At 44.3% G+C, this 17788-nt stretch carries 22 protein-coding genes; 14 read left to right on the plus strand and 8 right to left on the minus strand.

Translation table 11 applies throughout. From position 1 onward, the window contains the following. The first annotated feature begins 25 nt into the window (after positions 1–25). The 3 genes from PseudUWO311_RS07095 (at position 26) to PseudUWO311_RS07105 (ending at position 2086) form a co-directional block, all read left to right on the plus strand. Complete coding sequence (locus tag PseudUWO311_RS07095; protein ID WP_142654504.1) at positions 26–442, plus strand: winged helix-turn-helix transcriptional regulator; 417 nt, start codon at positions 26–28, stop codon at positions 440–442. A 141-nt stretch (positions 443–583) separates the two neighbouring features. Continuing rightward, positions 584–1207, plus strand: a complete 624-nt coding sequence (locus PseudUWO311_RS07100) for an FMN-dependent NADH-azoreductase (RefSeq protein WP_142654505.1) — start codon at positions 584–586, stop codon at positions 1205–1207. Positions 1208–1210: 3 nt separating this feature from the next. Then, complete coding sequence (locus tag PseudUWO311_RS07105) at positions 1211–2086, plus strand: RNA polymerase sigma-70 factor (protein ID WP_142654506.1); 876 nt, start codon at positions 1211–1213, stop codon at positions 2084–2086. Between the two features lie 92 nt (positions 2087–2178). Here the strand turns inward: PseudUWO311_RS07105 and PseudUWO311_RS07110 are convergent, their stop codons facing one another. Next, entirely contained in the window at positions 2179–2874 is a 696-nt protein-coding gene (locus PseudUWO311_RS07110; protein WP_142654507.1) for a DJ-1/PfpI family protein, read from the minus strand. A gap of 92 nt (positions 2875–2966) precedes the next feature. On the opposite strand from PseudUWO311_RS07110, the gene PseudUWO311_RS07115 reads away from it, so the two are divergent. Further along, positions 2967–3674, plus strand: coding sequence for a LuxR C-terminal-related transcriptional regulator (locus tag PseudUWO311_RS07115; RefSeq protein WP_142654508.1), 708 nt, complete (start codon positions 2967–2969; stop codon positions 3672–3674). 372 nt (positions 3675–4046) lie between these two features. Continuing rightward, on the plus strand, positions 4047–4883 hold the full coding sequence (locus tag PseudUWO311_RS07120; protein ID WP_142654509.1) for a class I SAM-dependent methyltransferase: 837 nt from the start codon (positions 4047–4049) through the stop codon (positions 4881–4883). Between the two features lie 191 nt (positions 4884–5074). Here PseudUWO311_RS07120 and PseudUWO311_RS07125 read toward each other — a convergent pair whose 3' ends face one another. The 4 genes from PseudUWO311_RS07125 to PseudUWO311_RS07140 form a co-directional block, all read right to left on the minus strand. Further along, positions 5075–5581: a DUF1993 family protein gene (locus tag PseudUWO311_RS07125; protein WP_142654510.1), complete on the minus strand. Its 507-nt coding sequence runs from the start codon at positions 5579–5581 to the stop codon at positions 5075–5077. A 36-nt stretch (positions 5582–5617) separates the two neighbouring features. Then, the gene (locus PseudUWO311_RS07130; protein WP_142654511.1) at positions 5618–6541 is read right to left on the minus strand and encodes a pyridoxamine 5'-phosphate oxidase family protein; all 924 of its coding nucleotides are present in this window, start codon (positions 6539–6541) and stop codon (positions 5618–5620) included. 14 nt (positions 6542–6555) lie between these two features. Continuing rightward, positions 6556–7299: an SDR family NAD(P)-dependent oxidoreductase gene (locus tag PseudUWO311_RS07135; RefSeq protein WP_142654512.1), complete on the minus strand. Its 744-nt coding sequence runs from the start codon at positions 7297–7299 to the stop codon at positions 6556–6558. Between the two features lie 74 nt (positions 7300–7373). After that, complete coding sequence (locus PseudUWO311_RS07140; protein ID WP_142654513.1) at positions 7374–7916, minus strand: tautomerase family protein; 543 nt, start codon at positions 7914–7916, stop codon at positions 7374–7376. A 236-nt stretch (positions 7917–8152) separates the two neighbouring features. Here PseudUWO311_RS07140 and PseudUWO311_RS07145 point away from each other — a divergent pair, with 236 nt between their 5' ends. Then, the gene (locus PseudUWO311_RS07145) at positions 8153–9127 is read left to right on the plus strand and encodes a TetR/AcrR family transcriptional regulator (protein ID WP_142654514.1); all 975 of its coding nucleotides are present in this window, start codon (positions 8153–8155) and stop codon (positions 9125–9127) included. Here PseudUWO311_RS07145 and PseudUWO311_RS07150 read toward each other — a convergent pair. Then, a complete protein-coding gene (locus PseudUWO311_RS07150) occupies positions 9112–9720 on the minus strand; it encodes a TetR/AcrR family transcriptional regulator (protein ID WP_190303427.1) in 609 nt (202 codons plus the stop codon). The two genes, PseudUWO311_RS07145 and PseudUWO311_RS07150, sit on opposite strands and share 16 nt — an antisense overlap. Before the next feature lie 114 nt (positions 9721–9834). Between PseudUWO311_RS07150 and PseudUWO311_RS07155 the strand changes: the two genes are divergently transcribed. From PseudUWO311_RS07155 to PseudUWO311_RS07180, 6 genes are all read left to right on the plus strand, one after another. Beyond that, a complete protein-coding gene (locus PseudUWO311_RS07155) occupies positions 9835–10584 on the plus strand; it encodes an SDR family oxidoreductase (protein WP_142654516.1) in 750 nt (249 codons plus the stop codon). Then, entirely contained in the window at positions 10581–11291 is a 711-nt protein-coding gene (locus PseudUWO311_RS07160; RefSeq protein ID WP_142654517.1) for an SDR family NAD(P)-dependent oxidoreductase, read from the plus strand. Before PseudUWO311_RS07155 ends, PseudUWO311_RS07160 begins: the two co-directional genes overlap by 4 nt. 14 nt (positions 11292–11305) lie before the next feature. After that, on the plus strand, positions 11306–11950 hold the full coding sequence (locus PseudUWO311_RS07165; protein ID WP_142654518.1) for a class I SAM-dependent methyltransferase: 645 nt from the start codon (positions 11306–11308) through the stop codon (positions 11948–11950). Further along, on the plus strand, positions 11947–12234 hold the full coding sequence (locus PseudUWO311_RS07170; protein ID WP_142654519.1) for a DUF2798 domain-containing protein: 288 nt from the start codon (positions 11947–11949) through the stop codon (positions 12232–12234). The genes PseudUWO311_RS07165 and PseudUWO311_RS07170 overlap by 4 nt, the downstream gene beginning before the upstream one ends. A gap of 203 nt (positions 12235–12437) precedes the next feature. Then, the gene (locus PseudUWO311_RS07175; protein WP_142654520.1) at positions 12438–12842 is read left to right on the plus strand and encodes a hypothetical protein; all 405 of its coding nucleotides are present in this window, start codon (positions 12438–12440) and stop codon (positions 12840–12842) included. Positions 12843–12972: 130 nt separating this feature from the next. Continuing rightward, positions 12973–13677 (plus strand): DUF4386 domain-containing protein, encoded by a 705-nt coding sequence (locus PseudUWO311_RS07180; RefSeq protein ID WP_223807480.1) that lies wholly within the window; start codon positions 12973–12975, stop codon positions 13675–13677. A gap of 59 nt (positions 13678–13736) precedes the next feature. Here the strand turns inward: PseudUWO311_RS07180 and PseudUWO311_RS07185 are convergent, their stop codons facing one another. Then, the gene (locus tag PseudUWO311_RS07185; RefSeq protein WP_142654598.1) at positions 13737–14177 is read right to left on the minus strand and encodes a helix-turn-helix domain-containing protein; all 441 of its coding nucleotides are present in this window, start codon (positions 14175–14177) and stop codon (positions 13737–13739) included. Between the two features lie 87 nt (positions 14178–14264). Here PseudUWO311_RS07185 and PseudUWO311_RS07190 point away from each other — a divergent pair, with 87 nt between their 5' ends. Continuing rightward, on the plus strand, positions 14265–15074 hold the full coding sequence (locus tag PseudUWO311_RS07190; RefSeq protein ID WP_142654521.1) for a sulfite exporter TauE/SafE family protein: 810 nt from the start codon (positions 14265–14267) through the stop codon (positions 15072–15074). Positions 15075–15221: 147 nt separating this feature from the next. Further along, complete coding sequence (locus PseudUWO311_RS07195; RefSeq protein ID WP_142654522.1) at positions 15222–16874, plus strand: SWIM zinc finger family protein; 1653 nt, start codon at positions 15222–15224, stop codon at positions 16872–16874. 20 nt (positions 16875–16894) lie between these two features. On the opposite strand, the gene PseudUWO311_RS07200 is transcribed toward PseudUWO311_RS07195, so the two are convergent. Beyond that, a complete protein-coding gene (locus PseudUWO311_RS07200) occupies positions 16895–17788 on the minus strand; it encodes an Rpn family recombination-promoting nuclease/putative transposase (protein ID WP_142654523.1) in 894 nt (297 codons plus the stop codon).

The following is a 17788-nucleotide window of genomic DNA, read 5'->3' on the forward strand; positions in this document are numbered from 1 at the left end:
TAGTCGTAGATAAGGATTCTATGCAGTGGAGACATTATCCGTTCAACAGGCAAAAGCCTCACTTGCCAAGAAAAAAGTGTTCAGTTCAGCTTGCTCTGTGCCACAAGTCCTCGATCGGATTGGCAGTAAATGGGCAATTCTGATCATCTACGCTCTCTCTCAAGGGACAAAGCGATATAGTCAAATTCAACAGCTTATTGAAGGAGTATCACCCAAGATGCTGATTCAGAATTTGCGAAAATTGGAGGGTTGTGGATTGGTAAAACGGGTTGTCTATCCAGTGGTTCCACCTCAGGTAGAATATTCTCTTACCCCACTAGGTGAAACCCTAGTCGAACCTCTGGCAATTCTTTATACATGGTCAGAAGCACATGTCCATGAGTTGGGTGAGAATCCGTTAGAAAATAATAAAATAATCGAGAATACCTATGCTTTGAAATAGGCGATCACCTACAACAAGCCCTTTAAGAGATAGATAATTGAGGCGATCTTATTTGATTAAATTCTTGTTTTCAAAAAGCAGTTGTCACAAATAAAGGTGGCTCCTCGTCTTATGAATAGACGTTGTAAACAACAAACACCTATGAAATTACTTGAGATTCAATCGAGCGTTCGCAAAGAAAATTCTGTCTCTAGGACGCTGAGCAATGAATTTATCCAAGCTTGGCAAACCGATCGCCCTAATATTCAGCACAAACTGCGCGATGTCGGGATAAATCCGCCCGAACATCCAACAGGACTTTGGGCAAAAGCAAACAATATGCCCCCAGAGGAGCGATCGCCAGAAATGATGGCAGCTTTAGCTGAATCAGAGGCATTGATTGAGGAATTACTTTGGGCAGATTATTTGTTGATGGGCGTACCAATGTATAACTTGAGTGTGCCATCTTCTCTGAAAGCATATTTAGACAATGTTATCCGAATCAATCGAACCTTTACTTTCGATCCTGTCACCTACACTTTTCAAGGGCTAGCAAGAGGTAAAAAAGCTCTCATTATTACCCCAAGTGCGGCAAATTTTGTTGTGGGAACTCCCCTTGGTAAAATGAATTTTTGCGATACTTATTTACTCTCAGTGCTTGGGTTTATCGGCATTGATGAGGTGTCGGTTGTGCCAGTTCCCGATCAATTCATGCCAGACGAAATTCGTCAGCAAGAGATCGCAACTGCGAAAGCTAAACTTATGGATCTAGCAAGAGATTGGTAGTAAATGGATCGTCTAGAAATTTTTACTCGATATCGCTCCTTGTTATTTGCGATCGCCTATCGAATGCTTGGCAGTGCGACAGATGCTGAAGATATGATGCAAGAAGCATGGATACGCTGGCAACTGACTCAATCAATCGTGCAATCTCCAAAAGCATTTCTATCGAGTCTCGTTACTCGTCTGTGTATCGATCGGTTGCGCTCCGCTCGCGTGCAACGAGAGAAGTATGTTGGTGTTTGGTTGCCAGAACCTTTGATCGCTGAATCTAGCAAAGATTTTGAAGACAATGCCGAATTGTCGGAGTCCCTATCATTTGCATTTTTAATGCTACTTGAATGCTTGTCGCCAACCGAACGAGCTATCTTTTTGTTGCGCGAGGTTTTTGATTATGACTACGCAGATATTGCTAAAACAGTTGGAAAGAACATTCCGAATTGTCGCCAAATTGTTCGTCGCGCTCGTCAACATCTGATCCTTCGCAGACCTAGTTGTAATCTATCTCTACAACAAAAAGAAGAAATTATTCAACAGTTTTTAAACAGTTGGAATCAAGGAGATGTACATAGTCTTATTTCTCTAATGGCAGATGATGCTATATTCTGGTCAGATGGAGGAGGTCAGGCGAACTCTGCGCGAAAACCTTTACAGGGTTGTGACAAAATAGCGCGTTTTCTTGTAGCAATTAGACGCAGTAAGATCCTACCTAAAATCATTCCTAAAATTGTTCAAATTAACGATTGCCTTGGAATTCTAAATTCTTTTGAGGGAAAGCCTCAAAGCACCTTTAGTTTTGAATTTTCGCGCGATCGTATCCAGTCAATTTTTGCAGTTGTCAATCCTGATAAACTAAAAAACAAATCAAATAGCTATCTCCCTTAGCAAATCTTTAGCAGATAAATAATTGAGGCGATCGCCTAAAAACCACGACTCACAGTAATAGTGATCGCTTTTATGAAGAAGCAATATTAGCATCACCCTTTCAGGTTTAGTTGAGCCATGGTATCTCGTGTTTGAGTCAAGAAGGCATCGATAAGAGGTTTGCCAAACTGCATTAATGGTCGCACGATTTCCTTCGCTGCTGTTTCTGGCGTACCTGCATTAAAAGGTGGGTCAGGTGAGTACTCCATCATCAATTGCGTCATCTTAGCTACCTCTTCTCCGCACAACAAGCCCAGCAGCGTTAAGCCAAAATCAATTCCTGATGTAACGCCAGCTCCTGTAATGCGATCTCGGTCAATCACAACTCGCTGAGGAATAACTTCAACGCCCAACATTGCCAGTTGATCTCGAAAAGCCCAATGGCAGGTTGCTTTGTAGCCTTGCAGTAGACCAGCCGCTGCCAAAACCATTGAACCTGTGCATACACTCGTCACGTATTGAGCAGATTTGGACTGCTGTTGCAGAAAGTCCAAAATTTCAGCGTCTTTCATGACTTCGATTTGTCCCATACCACCACCTGGAACGCAAATGACATCCAAAGGTGGACAATTTGCAAGCGTTACGGTTGGAGTAAGGATCAAACCTTCGTTGCTGACAATAGGAGTCAGGGTTTTCCAGATCAAATGCACTTGGGTATTATGTGGAAAGGCTAGAACTTGATAAGCTCCCATCACGTCAAGCTGAATTACATCTGGATAAACAAGAAAGCCAATTTGTAGGTGAGACATAGCCCTAAGTTGTTTGAAACATCTAGTTGTAGAATGATTGTAGGGAAGGACAGTTAATACCAATAGTCCTCAAGTGGGTACTCTTTTAGCCTATGCTTCGTTCTCTTTATCCGTTGTTTCAAGCGATCGCTACTGCTCCGACCGAACAAGAGTTACGGCTCAGGTTTATGGACAGCATTAGTGACTATTTTGAAGTGCAACGCTGGGGAATTTATCTATTGAACCCAGATAATGGGTTTGATAGTGTTGATACAAATGGTGTCTCAGACACATTTATCGAGCAGTATCAAAAGTTTGGTAAATCTATCGATCCAGTGTTGCGGTATGTTGTGCAATATCATGCGCCAGCTCACGAAGAGTTGGTTTTACCTGATGGAACATGGAAGCAGAGTGAACTGTACCAAAGGTGCTGTTCTACCTACGATCACGAACATATTATGACTGGTCCAATTGTGGGACAAGGACAGCTAATCGGGACAGTTAATTTTGCACGTATTGGTCATGTGCCTGCATTTAATCAGTTAGATTTGGCTAGTTTAGGGGCAGTTTGCACCCATTTTTCCGCACGTCTTGCCGAACTGCGAAAACAATCATTTGTTCCCAATCCGATGATTGATCGCCTCACATCTAGGGAAATTCAAATTGCTAATCTTGCTGCTAAAGGGCTGACCAATGCCGAAATTGGCGCGGAGTTATGGATTACTCAAAATTCTGTTAAACAAGCCCTAAAGCGTATGTTTCGGAAGCTAGAGGTTTCTGCACGGACAGAAATGGTGGCGAAATTGCGCGATACACTTTAACTTTAAAAGAATGCTGCTGTGTGGTTGAGTTCGGAGAAGCTATAGGCGATCGCAAAGAAAAATATCGTTGAAGCGATCGCCTATAACTCACGACTCACAGTAATAGCGATCGCCTTTAGGAGATAGATTGTTGATGCGATCGCCTAAAAATCACGGCTCACGGTAATAGCGATCGCAATACCGCAAACCCTTTAATAGATAGATAATTGGGGCGATCGCCTTGAAATCAAGAATGATAGCGATCACCATTTTCCCTTTACCTCACAAAAAGCAATCACAGTAACCCACAATGGATTATGATTTCGACTAATTGGGTTGCGCTTCTTAACCCAACCTACAGCGCTCATACTGAGAATTCGGAGGAAAAGCGCAGTGAATAACCAACTGGAACTGGACGACTATAAACAGCAGGTTGCAGATTTGTACAGCCGTCGGAGTGCCAACTATGACAACGGTGACTGGCATCCTCGTATTGCTCATCGCTTAGTTGAATATGCACATCTTCGTCTGGGTCAACACGTCTTGGATATTGCTACTGGAACTGGGATGCTTGCGATCGAAGCGGCTCAAATTGTCGGCATTGAAGGTCGGGTCATTGGGATCGACATTTCAACGGGCATGATCGAGCAGGCTAAACGAAAAGCCGAAATTCTCGGTTTGGATAACGTTGAGTTTCAGCTTGCAGATGCCGAAGCCCTGAATTTTCTGGAAAACTCCTTTGACTGTATCTTCTGCTCATCTGCCTTGATTTGGATGTCTGACCTTTCGGGTGCACTACAACATTGGTATAAACTTCTTAAACCTGGAGGATTACTTGGTTTCCATGCCTTTGCAGATACTGCGTTTGTCGGTGGGGTTGTGACACAAAGGGTACTTGAGAAGTATGGCGTTTCATTGTTATTCAGCAAACCAACCGGAACCGTTGAGAAGTGTCATAATTTGTTGAAGCAAGCGGGTTTTGTGGAAATTGACATTAAGACAGAACAAGATGGCGGCTACATCAGTTTAGAGAGTGCCAAAGGGATGTGGGCAGGAAACGGTTCAGCCCCTGTGCCTGGACAGCATCCTAATCCCTTGTTGCAACTCTCATCTGAGCAACTCACTCAGGCTAGAGTTGAATTTGATGCTGAACTAGAAACTCTCCAGACAGAGCAAGGAATTTGGAATGATATTACCATTTTTTATACGTTCGGGCGAAAGGCGGCATAACAATTTGCTTGCACACTGACCGTATCAAGGTTATCGGTGGGAAGCAAAAGTTATCTGTTTCTATCTGGAATTAAGCAAGTAAAATGGTTGGCTTCGTTGATTAGTTCCGAAAAATTATTGGCGATCGCAAAGATTAATAATCAATAAGCGATCGCCTCCATCAAGCCTAACGGGTTAAATTAATTCTCTCTTTAAATCAAGCCCAAATAGTCCTTTTTACCAATTTCTACACCGTTATGGCGCAGAATATTGTAGGCAGTGGTGACATGAAAAAAGAACACAGGTAGGACTGATTTTTGCAAATATTCAATCCCAAGTAACGTGATGGAATTCCCTTGAAAATTGTAAGTCACCGACTTGTCTTCCGAGCCATCTACCTGTTCGGGCGCGATCGTCTCTAGATAGGCGATCGCGCGGCGAATGCGGTTTTGTAATTGCTCGAAGGTTGTCTCATTGTCTTCAAAACTTGGAGGCTTAACACCTGCCAATCTCGACACTCCAATCCGCGAAATATCGGTCGCAATCTGAACTTGCTGGACGAGAGTATACATATCGGGAAACAAGCGATCGCCGACCAGCACTGAAGGAGCGATCTTTTTGGAAGTAGCATAGGCAGCACCCTTATCCAAAATGCGATCGAGGTTATTGAGAGAGCGAATAAATACGGGAACCGAAGCTTGATACATGGACATTTTCATGATTTTTCTCCTAAGATTAATAATTGAATGGATTGATTAAGCAGACCAAATACCAGTGGCTTTTAGATGCGGGGAAAACTCTGGAGCATCCCAGCGTAAGCGTAAGGAACCAGAAACTCGCCGCACATTTTGGACATAGAATCGAACTAGCCTTTGTGCACCTGTAAACGATCGCACTTCTTCACCTTCCCAAATTACTTCTGATGTCACGGCAACATAGAGTAAATCGCCCGAACCAAAATCGATAAATAACAGCCCTGCTTTGGGATAGTTTTGGAGATTGCCCAAGGTATTAAAGAAGTTATTGCCACTGAAATCAGGCATGGTAAGCCGATCGCCATCAATCGCCACAAATCCCACGTTGCCGCCTCGATGGGAAACATCCACACTTTCAATGTTTCCGTCTTCATCAAGATTGGCACTGGCAATGAAGAAAGTATCAGCATTCCAAATCAAAGCGCGATCGCTTTCCTTCAGATGTTGGGATTGACGCACGATCGGCAACTGAGCATCAGTAATGAAATGATGATCTCGCTTTTGGATGAACTTATTGCAGTTACCAAAGCTTTGAATTACATCAACCGAGAATCCAGAGCGATCGCAATTAGAAATAATGCCATTTACCCGATTGCGACGGCGCGTAGGTAGCTCGATCCCCAATATACCAATAGGCTTTTGGGGCTCTAGAGTAAAAGGAGTACCAAAAAGACAATTAGAATCAATCCGCAGGGATTTGGGATCGGGGGAAGAGATAAAGCCTGGATCTCCCTCTAAAATAGAAGCCCAAGGTTGACCTAATTCATCCACTCCACCAATTAGCAAAAAAGGTAACTGAGGAAAGAATTCCCGATGTTGTTCGGGCATAAAATCGCGAATGAATCGACTATCTACTTCAGCTTTTGCTAAAACTCCTGCCCGTTCCTGTACGGCTAGTTCGCCACGATGAAAAGGGTTACTCATGGATTCTGTCTCCTTTACTGATCGATAGTACGCACCAAGATCTCATTGACATTAACATGGGGCTTTTGTGTGACTGCATAGACAATTGCGTCGGCGATATCATCGCTTTGCAAAGCTGTAATAGTTTGCAGTCGCTTTTGCTCTCGCTCCTTAATCTCTTTTGTCGTAATGTGGGTCGTCAATTCCGTATCTACAACCCCAGGTTCGACGATCGTAACGCGAATCTTATCCCGCGAAACTTCTTGACGGAGGGCATCGGAGAAACCATTCACGCCAAACTTGGTGGCATTGTAAACCGCACAATTGGTGAAGGAGAAACGCCCAGCGACGGAAGAAATGTTGACGATATGGCCGCCGCCCTGCGTTTTCATCACGGGCAGTACGGCATGGGTGGCGTACATCAATCCCAGAAGATTGACATCAACCATCTGCCTCCATTCCTTAGTATCCGCTCCATCTACAGCAGATAGCAGCATTACCCCAGCATTGTTAACGAGAATATCAATTCTCCCCAATTCTGACTGGATTGTTTCGATCGCTTTGTTAACCTGTTTTTCTTCAGCCACATCAAGGGCGATCGCCAATGTGTTGCCGCCATTATCGCGAATGCGTCGAGCGAGATCTTCTAAGCGATCGAGACGACGGGCAGCAATCGCTACAGTTGCTCCTTCAGCCGCCAGTGCTAAAGCGGTTGCTTCACCAATTCCTGAAGATGCCCCCGTGACTAGAGCAACTTTTCCTTCTAACTTTTTGGTCATAATTTTCTGTTTGATTGATAAGAAAGCGATCGAAGAGGGATATCAGCCTCCCTCATTCCAAGCAAAATCCGAATTTACTTACCACGTCCTGGCGCACCAGCAGGATAGTTATGGGTATCGAACAGATGCTTTTGAGCAACTAGTAAAGGCTTGAAGTAGTCAATACGTTCGGGAGAACCCTGAGTGACAGCATGAATATCATTGATGCCTACGGTTTGACCGCTCACCCCCCAGTTGCCTTCGGTAATTTCATGAATCAGAACCCAGTCACCCGCACGATTTGGGAAAGTGCCATCAACTTCCAGAACGCGAGCAACGATGTCGTTAATGTCTTTGTGTAATTGAGTTTTGGCGGTTTGGTCGGCTGCTCCGAAAGGATAGACAACATCAAAAATAAAGTATCCACCCTGAGGCGCAGTCTCTTGAATCTTTCCGCCCACATACCAAGAGGTTTTCGGATCGATTTCTTGGAAGATGACATAAGCCAGCGATCGCGCTGTGGGATTATCATTACCGATTTCCGCGACCAAAATGGCATGGGTGAGATCTTCTGCTAGTTGAGCCTTTTGAGTATCAGTGAAGGCATTGGCTTGGTGGGTAACACGAAGTAAAGGCATGGGTTTGTCTCCAGTTAATTTTGTTGATTTTCATTACGATCGCTTTGTATCGATCGTAATATAACGATACTAATCTAACGATTTCAATCTTGTCAACGAAGCAAATGTAAAGAAATTTTAAGCAGGAGATCTCATTAAGTCTAAGTTTATTGCTATACTTGGCATTGAATCTATTAGTTGCATCGATCGCGCAGCTTAAAAATGACCTAAAAGTAATCACATAGTATCTTATAGTTATGAGTAAACCTACATCATCAGTCAGTACCGCCATCAGCATCCGTATCGACAACGAGCTTCTGCAAGCGGTCGTAGATTACGCCCAAGATCGCGGTTTAATCAATGAGTCAGGGCGCATGGACAAACGAGGACAGGCAAATCTAAGCGCGGCGATATCGGATTTGATTAGACATGGATTGGAGCGATCGCCTATAGTGGCATCTCAAGAGTCCCCCCAAGGACTATCAGACAGTGTCATCAATCTCAGGCAATGGGAATCAAGACTTAAAGCGTTAGAAACAGCGATGCTCGATCGCGTTTGCGAGGCGATCGCCCAACAGTTACGTGGAATATCATCTATTGAACGAGAGTCAGTCGCTCCTAATCCAGTTCCGAGCGAACCTGTCCTTGCTGAAATCGACCATACCAAAAACACCAAAGAAAGAATCCTCGAAGCCGCTGCCCGTGGTTTTCGGACTAAAGGTTATAGCGGTATTGGCATCGATGCCCTAGCCAAAGAAGCGGGTGTGACATCGGGGGCATTTTACGGGTATTTTCGGTCTAAAGAAGATGCGTTCCTAGAGACTGTAATAACTGGAATAGCCGAGTTCCGAGCGGGTATTGGCAAGTACCGTAGCAATAATGGCGATCGCTGGACTACGGCGCTAATTGATTACTACTTTGGCAGACCGCATCGAGAGAATCTGACCAAAGGTTGTGCCTTACCTATCTTTTCGCCTGAAGTAATTCGTTCTGAGGGCAGAGTGCGTTTTGCCTATCAAATGGAACTGGTAAAACTGAATGAAGCGATCGCGGCGGGTTTGACTATTGGTGATGAGAGAGAAAATCAGAATCGAGCTTGGGTGTTGATGGCTTTAATGATTGGAGGTGTTACTTTGGCTAGAGCAGTGCGGGATGATAGTTTATCCGATCGGATTGCTTTTGCTGTGCATGAAGGTGCATTGGCGATCGCAATACTTCACGAAGAAACTTGAGAATTCTTTTTTAGAAGCCTCAATGCCAAGGCTGATACTTGTCGTATAGCAACCAGATTAGCTCCCGTTCGTGCCATCATTCCCATTCCCATCATTGTCGCTGTAAAAAATTGAGCCATAGCTTGAACGTCTTCATCTGCTGCCAACTGTCCTTCTATCTGAGCCAACCGCAATCGTTGATAAAGCGCTGCTGTGGTTTCAGCATGACATTGATTTAAGCGACGCGAGATCGCCTCATAACGGTTCCTTCCACATTCCAAAGTGCAATTGGCAATCAAGCAGCCAGCGGGATGATGAGGATCGGTTAGCAACTTTTCTACAGATGCAAAAAAAGCGGCGATCGCTTCACCGATATCTTTATATTCCGATAACTTACCAACACCATCCTTTGCATAACATTCAATATATCGATCTAAGACCTTAAAAAACAGACTTTCCTTATCCCCAAACGTTCCATATAAACTGGGTCGATTGATATTCATCGCCGCAGTTAGCTCGGAAAGTGAAGCTCCTTCATAGCCATCGCGCCAAAATACCAGCATGGCACTATCCAAAGCCCGATCCAAATCAAATTCCCTAGGGCGACCCTTCATGTTTTGTACTGACCGGAATATAAATAAAATATAATCCATTTTGAGCCATTGACAATTTATTTGCAAGCGTTTAATGTATTTGTACCGATTGGTAAATAAATCCAAAGCAAGCTCATGACAAGATTATCTGGTAAAACCGCATTAATCACTGGTGGCACTTCCGGTATTGGTTTAGCAACTGCCGAACTATTTGTGAAAGAAGGTGCCGAGGTAATAATCACAGGACAAAATCAAGAACGTTTAAATCAGGCAGTCTCTGCAATTGGTCATAGAGTTACAGGACTTCTAGTAAATCAAACTGATACAAATGATGCGAAATCCATTGCCAATCAGGTGAAAGCGCGATTTGAAGCATTAGATATTCTATTTTTGAATGCAGGTGTAACCATGCCCGCTGCAACCAACGATGAAAGAGAAGAACGCTTTGACGAGCAAATGACGATCAATCTTAAAGCACCGTTTTTTATCATGCAAAACCTCGCCCCCCTCATGCGTTCGGGAAGTTCAGTAATTGCTAATACAAGCTGCTTGGATCAAATGGGAATACCTGGGATGGCGGTTTATGCTGCCACTAAAGCAGGTTTGCGATCGCTGGTGCGGACATGGGCTGCCGAATTTGTGGGACACAAAATTAGGGTAAATGCGATCGCGCCCGGACCAATTAACACGCCAATTTATGGAAAACTAGGATTCACCGCCGAAGCACTTCAGGAAATGGCGACAGATATTCAATCTAAGGTGCCCATGGGACGTTTTGGCAATCCCGAAGAAATCGCTAAAGCTGTGTTATTTCTAGCTAGCGATGAATCTTCTTATATGCTGGGCGAAGAAATTGTTGTTGATGGTGGATGGGCGGCACTATGAATCCGATCGTCGCAATTTTGGGCGTAGGCTCTGGTTTGGGTAAAGCATTAGCTAGAAGATTTGCTCGCGGTGGTTGTACTGTTGCACTTATGTCAAGATCTTTAGAGAATCTCCAAGTCATCCAAGCCTCTCTTGCCGAGGAAGGTTATAGAATCTTCAGTTTTGAAGCGGATGCCAGAGATAGCAATTCCGTAAGCGACGGATTTTCCCAAGTAAAAGAGCAATTGGGCGATCCAGAGGTTTTCATCTATAACGCTGGCACATTTCAGATGGGCGGCATTTTGGAAATCACTCCTGAAAAGTTTGAAGAATGTTGGAAGGCAAATTGTTTTGGGGCATTCTTGGGAGCGCAGCAGGTTCTACCTGCCATGTCAGAAAGGCGGCAAGGGACTATTTTACTCACAGGAGCGACAGCTGCTTTGAGAGGTTCGGCTCGATTCTCTTGTTTAGCAGTAGGTAAATTTGGATTGCGCGCTTTAGCCCAATCTATGGCGAGAGAATTTAACAGTCAAGGCATACATATCGCCCACATTATTATTGATGGACAAATTGATATTCCAAAACTCCGAGCAAAATCACCCGATCGCGCCGCTGACACGCTACTTTCACCAGACGCGATCGCCGAAACCTATTGGCAACTCTATCAACAAGACCCATCGGTTTGGACTCTAGAACTGGACTTACGCCCATCGTTAGAAAAATTTTAAGGAGGATTATCAAGATGTTTACAGGTCATAATTCCAAGTTTTGGGACGAACGCTACCAAGAATCAGAGTACGCCTATGGAATTGAACCCAACCAGTTTTTAACTTCCCAAATTAATCGACTCAAACCGAATACACAAGCATTGGTAGTCGGGGATGGAGAAGGTCGTAATGGAGTCTGGCTGGCTACGCAAGGTCTTAATGTCCATACTATAGATTTATCCCCAATCGGTATCGGAAAAGCTCAAGCCCTAGCACATAAGAATCAAGTTAAAATTAACGCTGAATGTGCTGATTTGACTAACTGGAACTGGTTAGAGAATGAATATGACCTAGTAGTATCTATTTACTTGCATTTCGCGGCAGATGTTAGACAGCGAATGCATCAATTAATGCTGAAATCCCTTAAACCTAATGGTCTGTTGATATTGGAAGGGTTCAATCTAGGACAACTGCAATATCAACAAGAGTATGATTCTGGCGGACCTAAAATCCCTGAGATGCTTTTTACTCCAGATATACTGCGTCAAGATTTCAGTGATGGCAAAATTTTAGAACTTACCGAGACAGTTACAGATTTGTCGGAAGGTCGATATCATAATGGTAAAGCTTCAGTAATTCGATTAGTAATGCAGAAAGCTCCCAATTTTAAATCCGTATGAGAAATAGCAAGTTTTGGCGAAGTCCAAGGATTCCAAAACGCTTTATACCATATCTCTTTCCACTTCTGCTTTCTGGATTTATGACACTGATTATCACAGGCATCTCAATCTTCAAGGTTTTAGGGATAGATACTGTAATCGCTAATCCGATGAAATTTTTCCAACTATGGCTAAATGCTTATATCTCAGCATGGTTGATTGCCTATCCTGTCCTCCTATTGGTGATTCCAGTAGTGAGAAGGCTAGTCAATTGGCTAACTGAAGGTGATACTTTGAGTCGCTAACCGATCTGAGGTGTATAGTTCAAAGTTCCAAGGTGTAAAAATAGCGATCGCCTCTAGGAGATAGATAATTGAGGCGATCGCACTTGACTTAAAGTATGGCTCTGCGGTATTTTGCCCTCAGTAGAGTAATTAAACCGCAATTGCGTTAAAACTATAAGTTATGCTGCTGGTCGATCGATGAAAGTGGAGGTTGATTTGGAACCATGCGCGTATATCTAACCCACTGCTCCAAAGAAAAGGAGCCTAACCTTAAAGGAACTGACATTGCAGTCACTCCTGATAAGCTGTACACAAATTCAGGTATTCAGCAATTTATGGAGAGGTGTCAAGAAAAGAATGTGAGTTGGGCTGTTCTATCCGATCTCTATGGAGTTTATCTATCGAGCGATTGTCATGTCTGGTACGAAAAGCATCCTGATACTGTTACGCCACAAGAGGAGGAGATTGTCATTGAAGATTTCAATACCAAGTTAGATTCATACGATGAAATCTACTTTTTTATCAGGCCAGAATCCTTCCACCCCTTCTATGAGAGGATTTTGAAAAAGACGATGCTTGCAGGTAAAGTAACGACTTTCGAGAATATTGAGTGTATTGAAAAAGCTTGAAGGGAAACGAGTTGTGCAACATAACAATTCGGCAGCATTTAAAGTAGTTTGCACCTTACTCAATCAAATGCAGGTATACTCAACTCCACTGCATCTCAAGTAGTTGCTCACGAGTCTAAGCTAGGGAAACATGACCAATACCGACCGTAGAGCCTCAAAACCACTCCCGATGGGTTCTCTGAGGAAGACCGCGCTGGTCGCGGGCTTGTTATATCTGCTCACCTTTGTCTCGATCCCGACCCTCGGTCTCTATGCTTCGGTGCGCAGTCCGAACTACATCACTGGTCCCGGTCCAGATGCTCCCGTAATCTTGGGGGCTATGTTGGAGATGATCGTGGCTCTCGCCTGTATCGGCACAGCCGTCACGCTTTACCCAGTACTCAAGAGGCAAAACGAAGGGATCGCGATGGGCTTCGTTGGTGTGCGGATATTAGAAGCTGCCACGATCTACGCTGGCATCGTCAGCCTCTTGTCCGTAGTGACCTTGCGGCAGAGCGGAGCGGGTGCGGGTGCATTGGTCACGGGGCAGGCGTTGGTTGCCCAGTACTACTGGACGTTCCAATTTGGACAAGCGATGCTTCCAGCTATGAATGCACTGTTGCTCGGCTCCCTGTTGTACCAATCTCGTCTAGTGCCACGGGTTCTTCCAATACTAGGATTCATCGGAGCAGCCCTGCTCATTGTTGCCTCCATCGGCACGGTGTTCGGTCTCTGGGGTCAAGCGTCCTCGTTGACCGCGATCGCCACACTTCCGATCGCGCTGTGGGAATTTTCACTGGGCATCTATCTGGTTGCCAAAGGCTTCAAACCCTCCCCAACCACCTCTGGTATGTGACGCAGTTCAATTTCGATTCGTCTTACGCATCTTCCAATGTCAAGTGCTACAAACTTATTTTATGTCTTCTGCTCACCTCGTCCAAGTTTGTTTTTCTGCAATTGATTTGGTTGTCTAGACCGATTTTTGCCAGCAATACGGAGAAGACGAAGAAATTTTGGACATTCAAAATGATTTGGCGCTTTGCAAACTGCGGCGTGACGAAGCCCATCACGCATTGAGGTAAGTTCCTTGATTTTCTTATCTAGATCCTCAGCCTTAGCAGAAAGCAGTGCTCTATTAATTACAGCCCCTTCAGTGGTAAATATTTCAGCTATCTCATCTAGAGAGAAACCAGCACTCCGACCCAAAGATATTAAAGCAAGCCGATCCATAACATCATCGCTGAATAGACGGCGTAGCCCACTTCGACCATTTGATTGGATCAGCCCCTTCTCTTCGTAAAAGCGTAGCGTTGAGGCTGGCAACCCTGAGGCTTTGGCAACTTCAGATATATCCATCATGTCTCTTTGCAATTAATACTTGACTTCAAGTTAACTTGAACTTGTATTGTAGCCTTGTACGCGACTTTTATGAGCTAAAAACAAATGCTTGGGATTGAATGGATATTGTTATATATTGCTTTGGGCGGCTTTGTTGGTTTTATGGGGGGGTTGCTCGGCGTTGGTGGTGGTGGAATATTGGTTCCTCTGCTTGCCTCACTTCTTGTTTACCAAGGTATCGGTGGAGATCAAGTAGTCCACTTATCCTTGGGAACGTCATTGATGTGCATGATCATTTCGGCGATCGCAAGTACTCGCGCACATGCGTCTAGAGATGCCGTAGTGTGGAAAGTCGTTGGCGGAATGGCTCCTGGAATTATTCTAGGCAGTCTACTGATTACCCAAGTCGCGGCAAATCTTAAATCAGCTTACATTGCTCTATTCTTTGCGCTTTTCATGGCGCTTGTAGCAGTGCAAATGTTTATGAATTGGAAACCGAAACCTAACTTAAAGCCAATTACATTTCGCGGATTACTGACCGCTGGAGTTGCGATCGGATCGGTATCCGCACTAGCCGCAGTGGGCGGCGGTTTTCTCACAGTTACCTACTTGAGCTATAAGAATATTGTCATGAAAAGAGCAATTGGAACTTCAGCCGCAATTGGTCTTCCCATCGCTATTTCAGGAACGCTTGGCTACATGATTAGCGGCTGGTCTAAGACATTGAGCGTTCCCTACACGATTGGATTCATTTACCTACCTGCATTTTTGGCAATATCGATTGCCATCTCTATCACTGCTCCTTATGGCGCTCGTTGCTCACATCACTTGCCCGAAGCTTATTTGAAAAAGATATTTGCTGTTATCTCACTCATCTTAAGCCTAATGATGCTGCGCTCATTTGTTAAATTTTGAACTAGAAGGATGAATATTTATTTATTCTGTTTTTAGCCGAGATTAGATAGGCAAAAATGGTTGGCTTTGCTGTCGAATACGAAGAAGTTTTAGGCGATAAATGCAGTGATTGGTTTATTCTTGATTAGATTAAGAGTCGGTGTTTGTATGGAATTTAACTACAGCTACAAGAGCAGTTCGACAATCTCTGGACAGGGCGATCGCACAGCGATGTCGTTCTCACCTGACCTGACAAGGCAACCCACCTACTTTAGAGGCGAACTGCACCAGAATATTGCCTTTCGAGAAGCGATTAGTGCCTTGCATGACGTTGTAGTTTCTGACCTTCGTTTTAAGCCAAAGGATAAAGAAGCTTACAAAGCTTGGGCAGCCCAACGCAATGAGATTGACTGGCAACTGGTCGCCACCCAACGCCAAGAAGTTACAGACAGGATCAAAGCCCTCCAAGCCGATCTCACGGATCTAAATCGGCGCAGTTCGGAACGGATGTCTGGATTTTATCGAGCTACTGCGAGATATTTTGACTATCTCTATCAAAAGGATCGAGATTATTGGTTTGTGCTTGACCCTGTAATTACCGTTCATCCCGATGAAGTTTTTTTTGAATGCTTTAGCCAAGATGAGTCTAGCTATGGTCGTCTGGGGGCTAGCTATGAGGTATTTAAGAATATTGATGAATTTGCCTGCGGCACTACCAACATCGATTACTCTGCCGCACTCTACGATGAGTTCCAAAAGATTCGCAGTTATAAACGGACGTTATTGGAGGTTGATCCTTCGGGATTTGAAGTAAAGACCTCAGGAGAGTCTGACTATAAAGAAGTCAAAATCGATCTGCCAGATACTTGGGTGCGCGGCTTTTTGCAGGTTAGCTCGGCAATGTCACTTCCCGCAATTCGCTTTGACCTCCATCCCACCGATATTTACAACATCTGTTTTGTTTTGCGTCGTCGCAAAGAAAAGCAGGGACCGCGCAGTATGCGCTATATTCTCAAGCCGAACGAACCTATCCGAATTGTATTTGAGCCTTGGGGAACGGAAATTGTCTGTTCCCGTTCGATTTATGAGGGCAATAGCGATCGCACGATCCGTGTTTGGGGTCGTCGTCGTCTCTTGATTTTGGAGCGTCTGATTCCCGTTGCGCGTAAATTCACCGTGCATTTACTTGGCAATGGAATGCCTTCTTTTTATGTCGCCGATCTTGAAGATATGTCCTTCACGCTGGGGCTATCAGGCTGGACGGCTAATGACTGGGCGAAGGCGAGTAATTTTGATTTACTTGCGCCTAGGGCAAATGTTGATGACCGCACAAAACAGCAGATTTTTGAGGCGCTCAAGCAGAATTGGGTAGAATCCCCTGACGCGTTGGCGGCAAGACTCAGACTGGATCGCTCGGTGGTTCTTGGTGCGCTCAGTGCCTATACTCAGGCGGGTAGGGCGATTTATGACTTAAATAAGCAGGTTTATCGCGTGCGCGAACTATCCAATGTACCTTTACCGATGGATAAACTGCGCTTTGCTAGCGATCGCGAAGCCCAAGCGAGTCGATTTTTAGAGCAAAAGGCTGTGCGGATTACCAGTGACAATATTGATACTTCGGGAACTCAATTCTTGCAAGGAGAAGTGCGCCACAAAAATCAAACTTTCCTACCCGTGGTCACGCTCGATCGCGATCTACGCATTGTTCACGCCGAATGTACTTGCAACTGGCATCAGCAAAACAAGCTATTCAAGGGGCCATGCGAACATATCCTCGCAATGCGAATGCATAGCGATCGCATTGCGACATCAATTGTGTAATACCGTTTTGTTGCTCTTGTTCAACGCGCCAAATGTTCTTTTAGCCAAGCGCTTAAATCAGCAGTTGTTTGTAAGTCAAAGATTACTTCGGCTAAATTTTCTAGCTGCGCGACAGATAGTTTAGAAATTTTAGATTTTATGCTTGGAGATATTTTACCAAATTTGCGGGTTAGCATCCGTACCAACATCGCAGCCTGTCTTTGTAAACCCTCTTGTTTACCAATTTGCAAGCCCTCTTGTTTACCAATTTGCAAACCGCGTTGTTCGCCTTCCTGCATAGCCTCTTGGTAGACGCGGGTTTTCTTTAGATCGCTATGTGTAAACATTGATTCAACCTCTTGACGACTTAGTTTTGGGAATTTGTATACCAACACTGCCTCTATGAATTCTACTACGTTATCTCTCAGTTCAGTGTTTGTTTCTTGCTCAACTTTTTGGGCTAGTTTTCTTGCCATGGTTGGTGCTTTTTTTTCTGTGGCTAAGATTAGCTGAATGATGGCTATGCCAAGGGAGTTTGTTTCTTCCCGTAGGTCTTCTAAATATATGCGGGTGATCCTTCCTGAGACAATTAGTTCTTGGCAGAATTTGTCGGGCTTTGGTTCGCTATTGTGTTTCGCGAAGATGGCTATGGCTTGCCAGTCTTGGATGGGGCGATATTGGTTGAGATAGAGGAAGATTTCGGCTAGGAATTCGGAGTAGAAGTCTTCTTTGGGTTGAAATTGGACTTCTACTAGAAATATTGGTTTGTCGTTGGCAGTGGGCATAAAGATACCATCAAACCGAAATGCCTTTTCTTTGATCTCGGCTGAGCTAAATTTGTATCCTTCGGCTTCTGCTATGGTGTGATCAATGAGCTCGAATAGTAGAGTGTTGAAGGATTGGAATAATTGATAAAATAAGGTGTCTGTCTTCAT

This window comes from Pseudanabaena sp. UWO311 (assembly GCF_006937785.1).
Lineage (GTDB): Bacteria > Cyanobacteriota > Cyanobacteriia > Pseudanabaenales > Pseudanabaenaceae > Pseudanabaena.

Coding starts and splice junctions, on each gene's coding strand:
- PseudUWO311_RS07100 (WP_142654505.1), top strand. CDS start 584: ATGAAATTACTTGAGATTCAATCGAGCGTTCGCAAAGAAAATTCTGTC.
- PseudUWO311_RS07105 (WP_142654506.1), top strand. CDS start 1,211: ATGGATCGTCTAGAAATTTTTACTCGATATCGCTCCTTGTTATTTGCG.
- PseudUWO311_RS07110 (WP_142654507.1), bottom strand. CDS start 2,874: ATGTCTCACCTACAAATTGGCTTTCTTGTTTATCCAGATGTAATTCAG.
- PseudUWO311_RS07115 (WP_142654508.1), top strand. CDS start 2,967: ATGCTTCGTTCTCTTTATCCGTTGTTTCAAGCGATCGCTACTGCTCCG.
- PseudUWO311_RS07125 (WP_142654510.1), bottom strand. CDS start 5,581: ATGAAAATGTCCATGTATCAAGCTTCGGTTCCCGTATTTATTCGCTCT.
- PseudUWO311_RS07130 (WP_142654511.1), bottom strand. CDS start 6,541: ATGAGTAACCCTTTTCATCGTGGCGAACTAGCCGTACAGGAACGGGCA.
- PseudUWO311_RS07135 (WP_142654512.1), bottom strand. CDS start 7,299: ATGACCAAAAAGTTAGAAGGAAAAGTTGCTCTAGTCACGGGGGCATCT.
- PseudUWO311_RS07140 (WP_142654513.1), bottom strand. CDS start 7,916: ATGCCTTTACTTCGTGTTACCCACCAAGCCAATGCCTTCACTGATACT.
- PseudUWO311_RS07145 (WP_142654514.1), top strand. CDS start 8,153: ATGAGTAAACCTACATCATCAGTCAGTACCGCCATCAGCATCCGTATC.
- PseudUWO311_RS07150 (WP_190303427.1), bottom strand. CDS start 9,720: ATGAAGGGTCGCCCTAGGGAATTTGATTTGGATCGGGCTTTGGATAGT.
- PseudUWO311_RS07155 (WP_142654516.1), top strand. CDS start 9,835: ATGACAAGATTATCTGGTAAAACCGCATTAATCACTGGTGGCACTTCC.
- PseudUWO311_RS07160 (WP_142654517.1), top strand. CDS start 10,581: ATGAATCCGATCGTCGCAATTTTGGGCGTAGGCTCTGGTTTGGGTAAA.
- PseudUWO311_RS07165 (WP_142654518.1), top strand. CDS start 11,306: ATGTTTACAGGTCATAATTCCAAGTTTTGGGACGAACGCTACCAAGAA.
- PseudUWO311_RS07170 (WP_142654519.1), top strand. CDS start 11,947: ATGAGAAATAGCAAGTTTTGGCGAAGTCCAAGGATTCCAAAACGCTTT.
- PseudUWO311_RS07175 (WP_142654520.1), top strand. CDS start 12,438: ATGCGCGTATATCTAACCCACTGCTCCAAAGAAAAGGAGCCTAACCTT.
- PseudUWO311_RS07180 (WP_223807480.1), top strand. CDS start 12,973: ATGACCAATACCGACCGTAGAGCCTCAAAACCACTCCCGATGGGTTCT.
- PseudUWO311_RS07185 (WP_142654598.1), bottom strand. CDS start 14,177: ATGGATATATCTGAAGTTGCCAAAGCCTCAGGGTTGCCAGCCTCAACG.
- PseudUWO311_RS07190 (WP_142654521.1), top strand. CDS start 14,265: ATGCTTGGGATTGAATGGATATTGTTATATATTGCTTTGGGCGGCTTT.
- PseudUWO311_RS07195 (WP_142654522.1), top strand. CDS start 15,222: ATGGAATTTAACTACAGCTACAAGAGCAGTTCGACAATCTCTGGACAG.
- PseudUWO311_RS07200 (WP_142654523.1), bottom strand. CDS start 17,788: ATGAAGACAGACACCTTATTTTATCAATTATTCCAATCCTTCAACACT.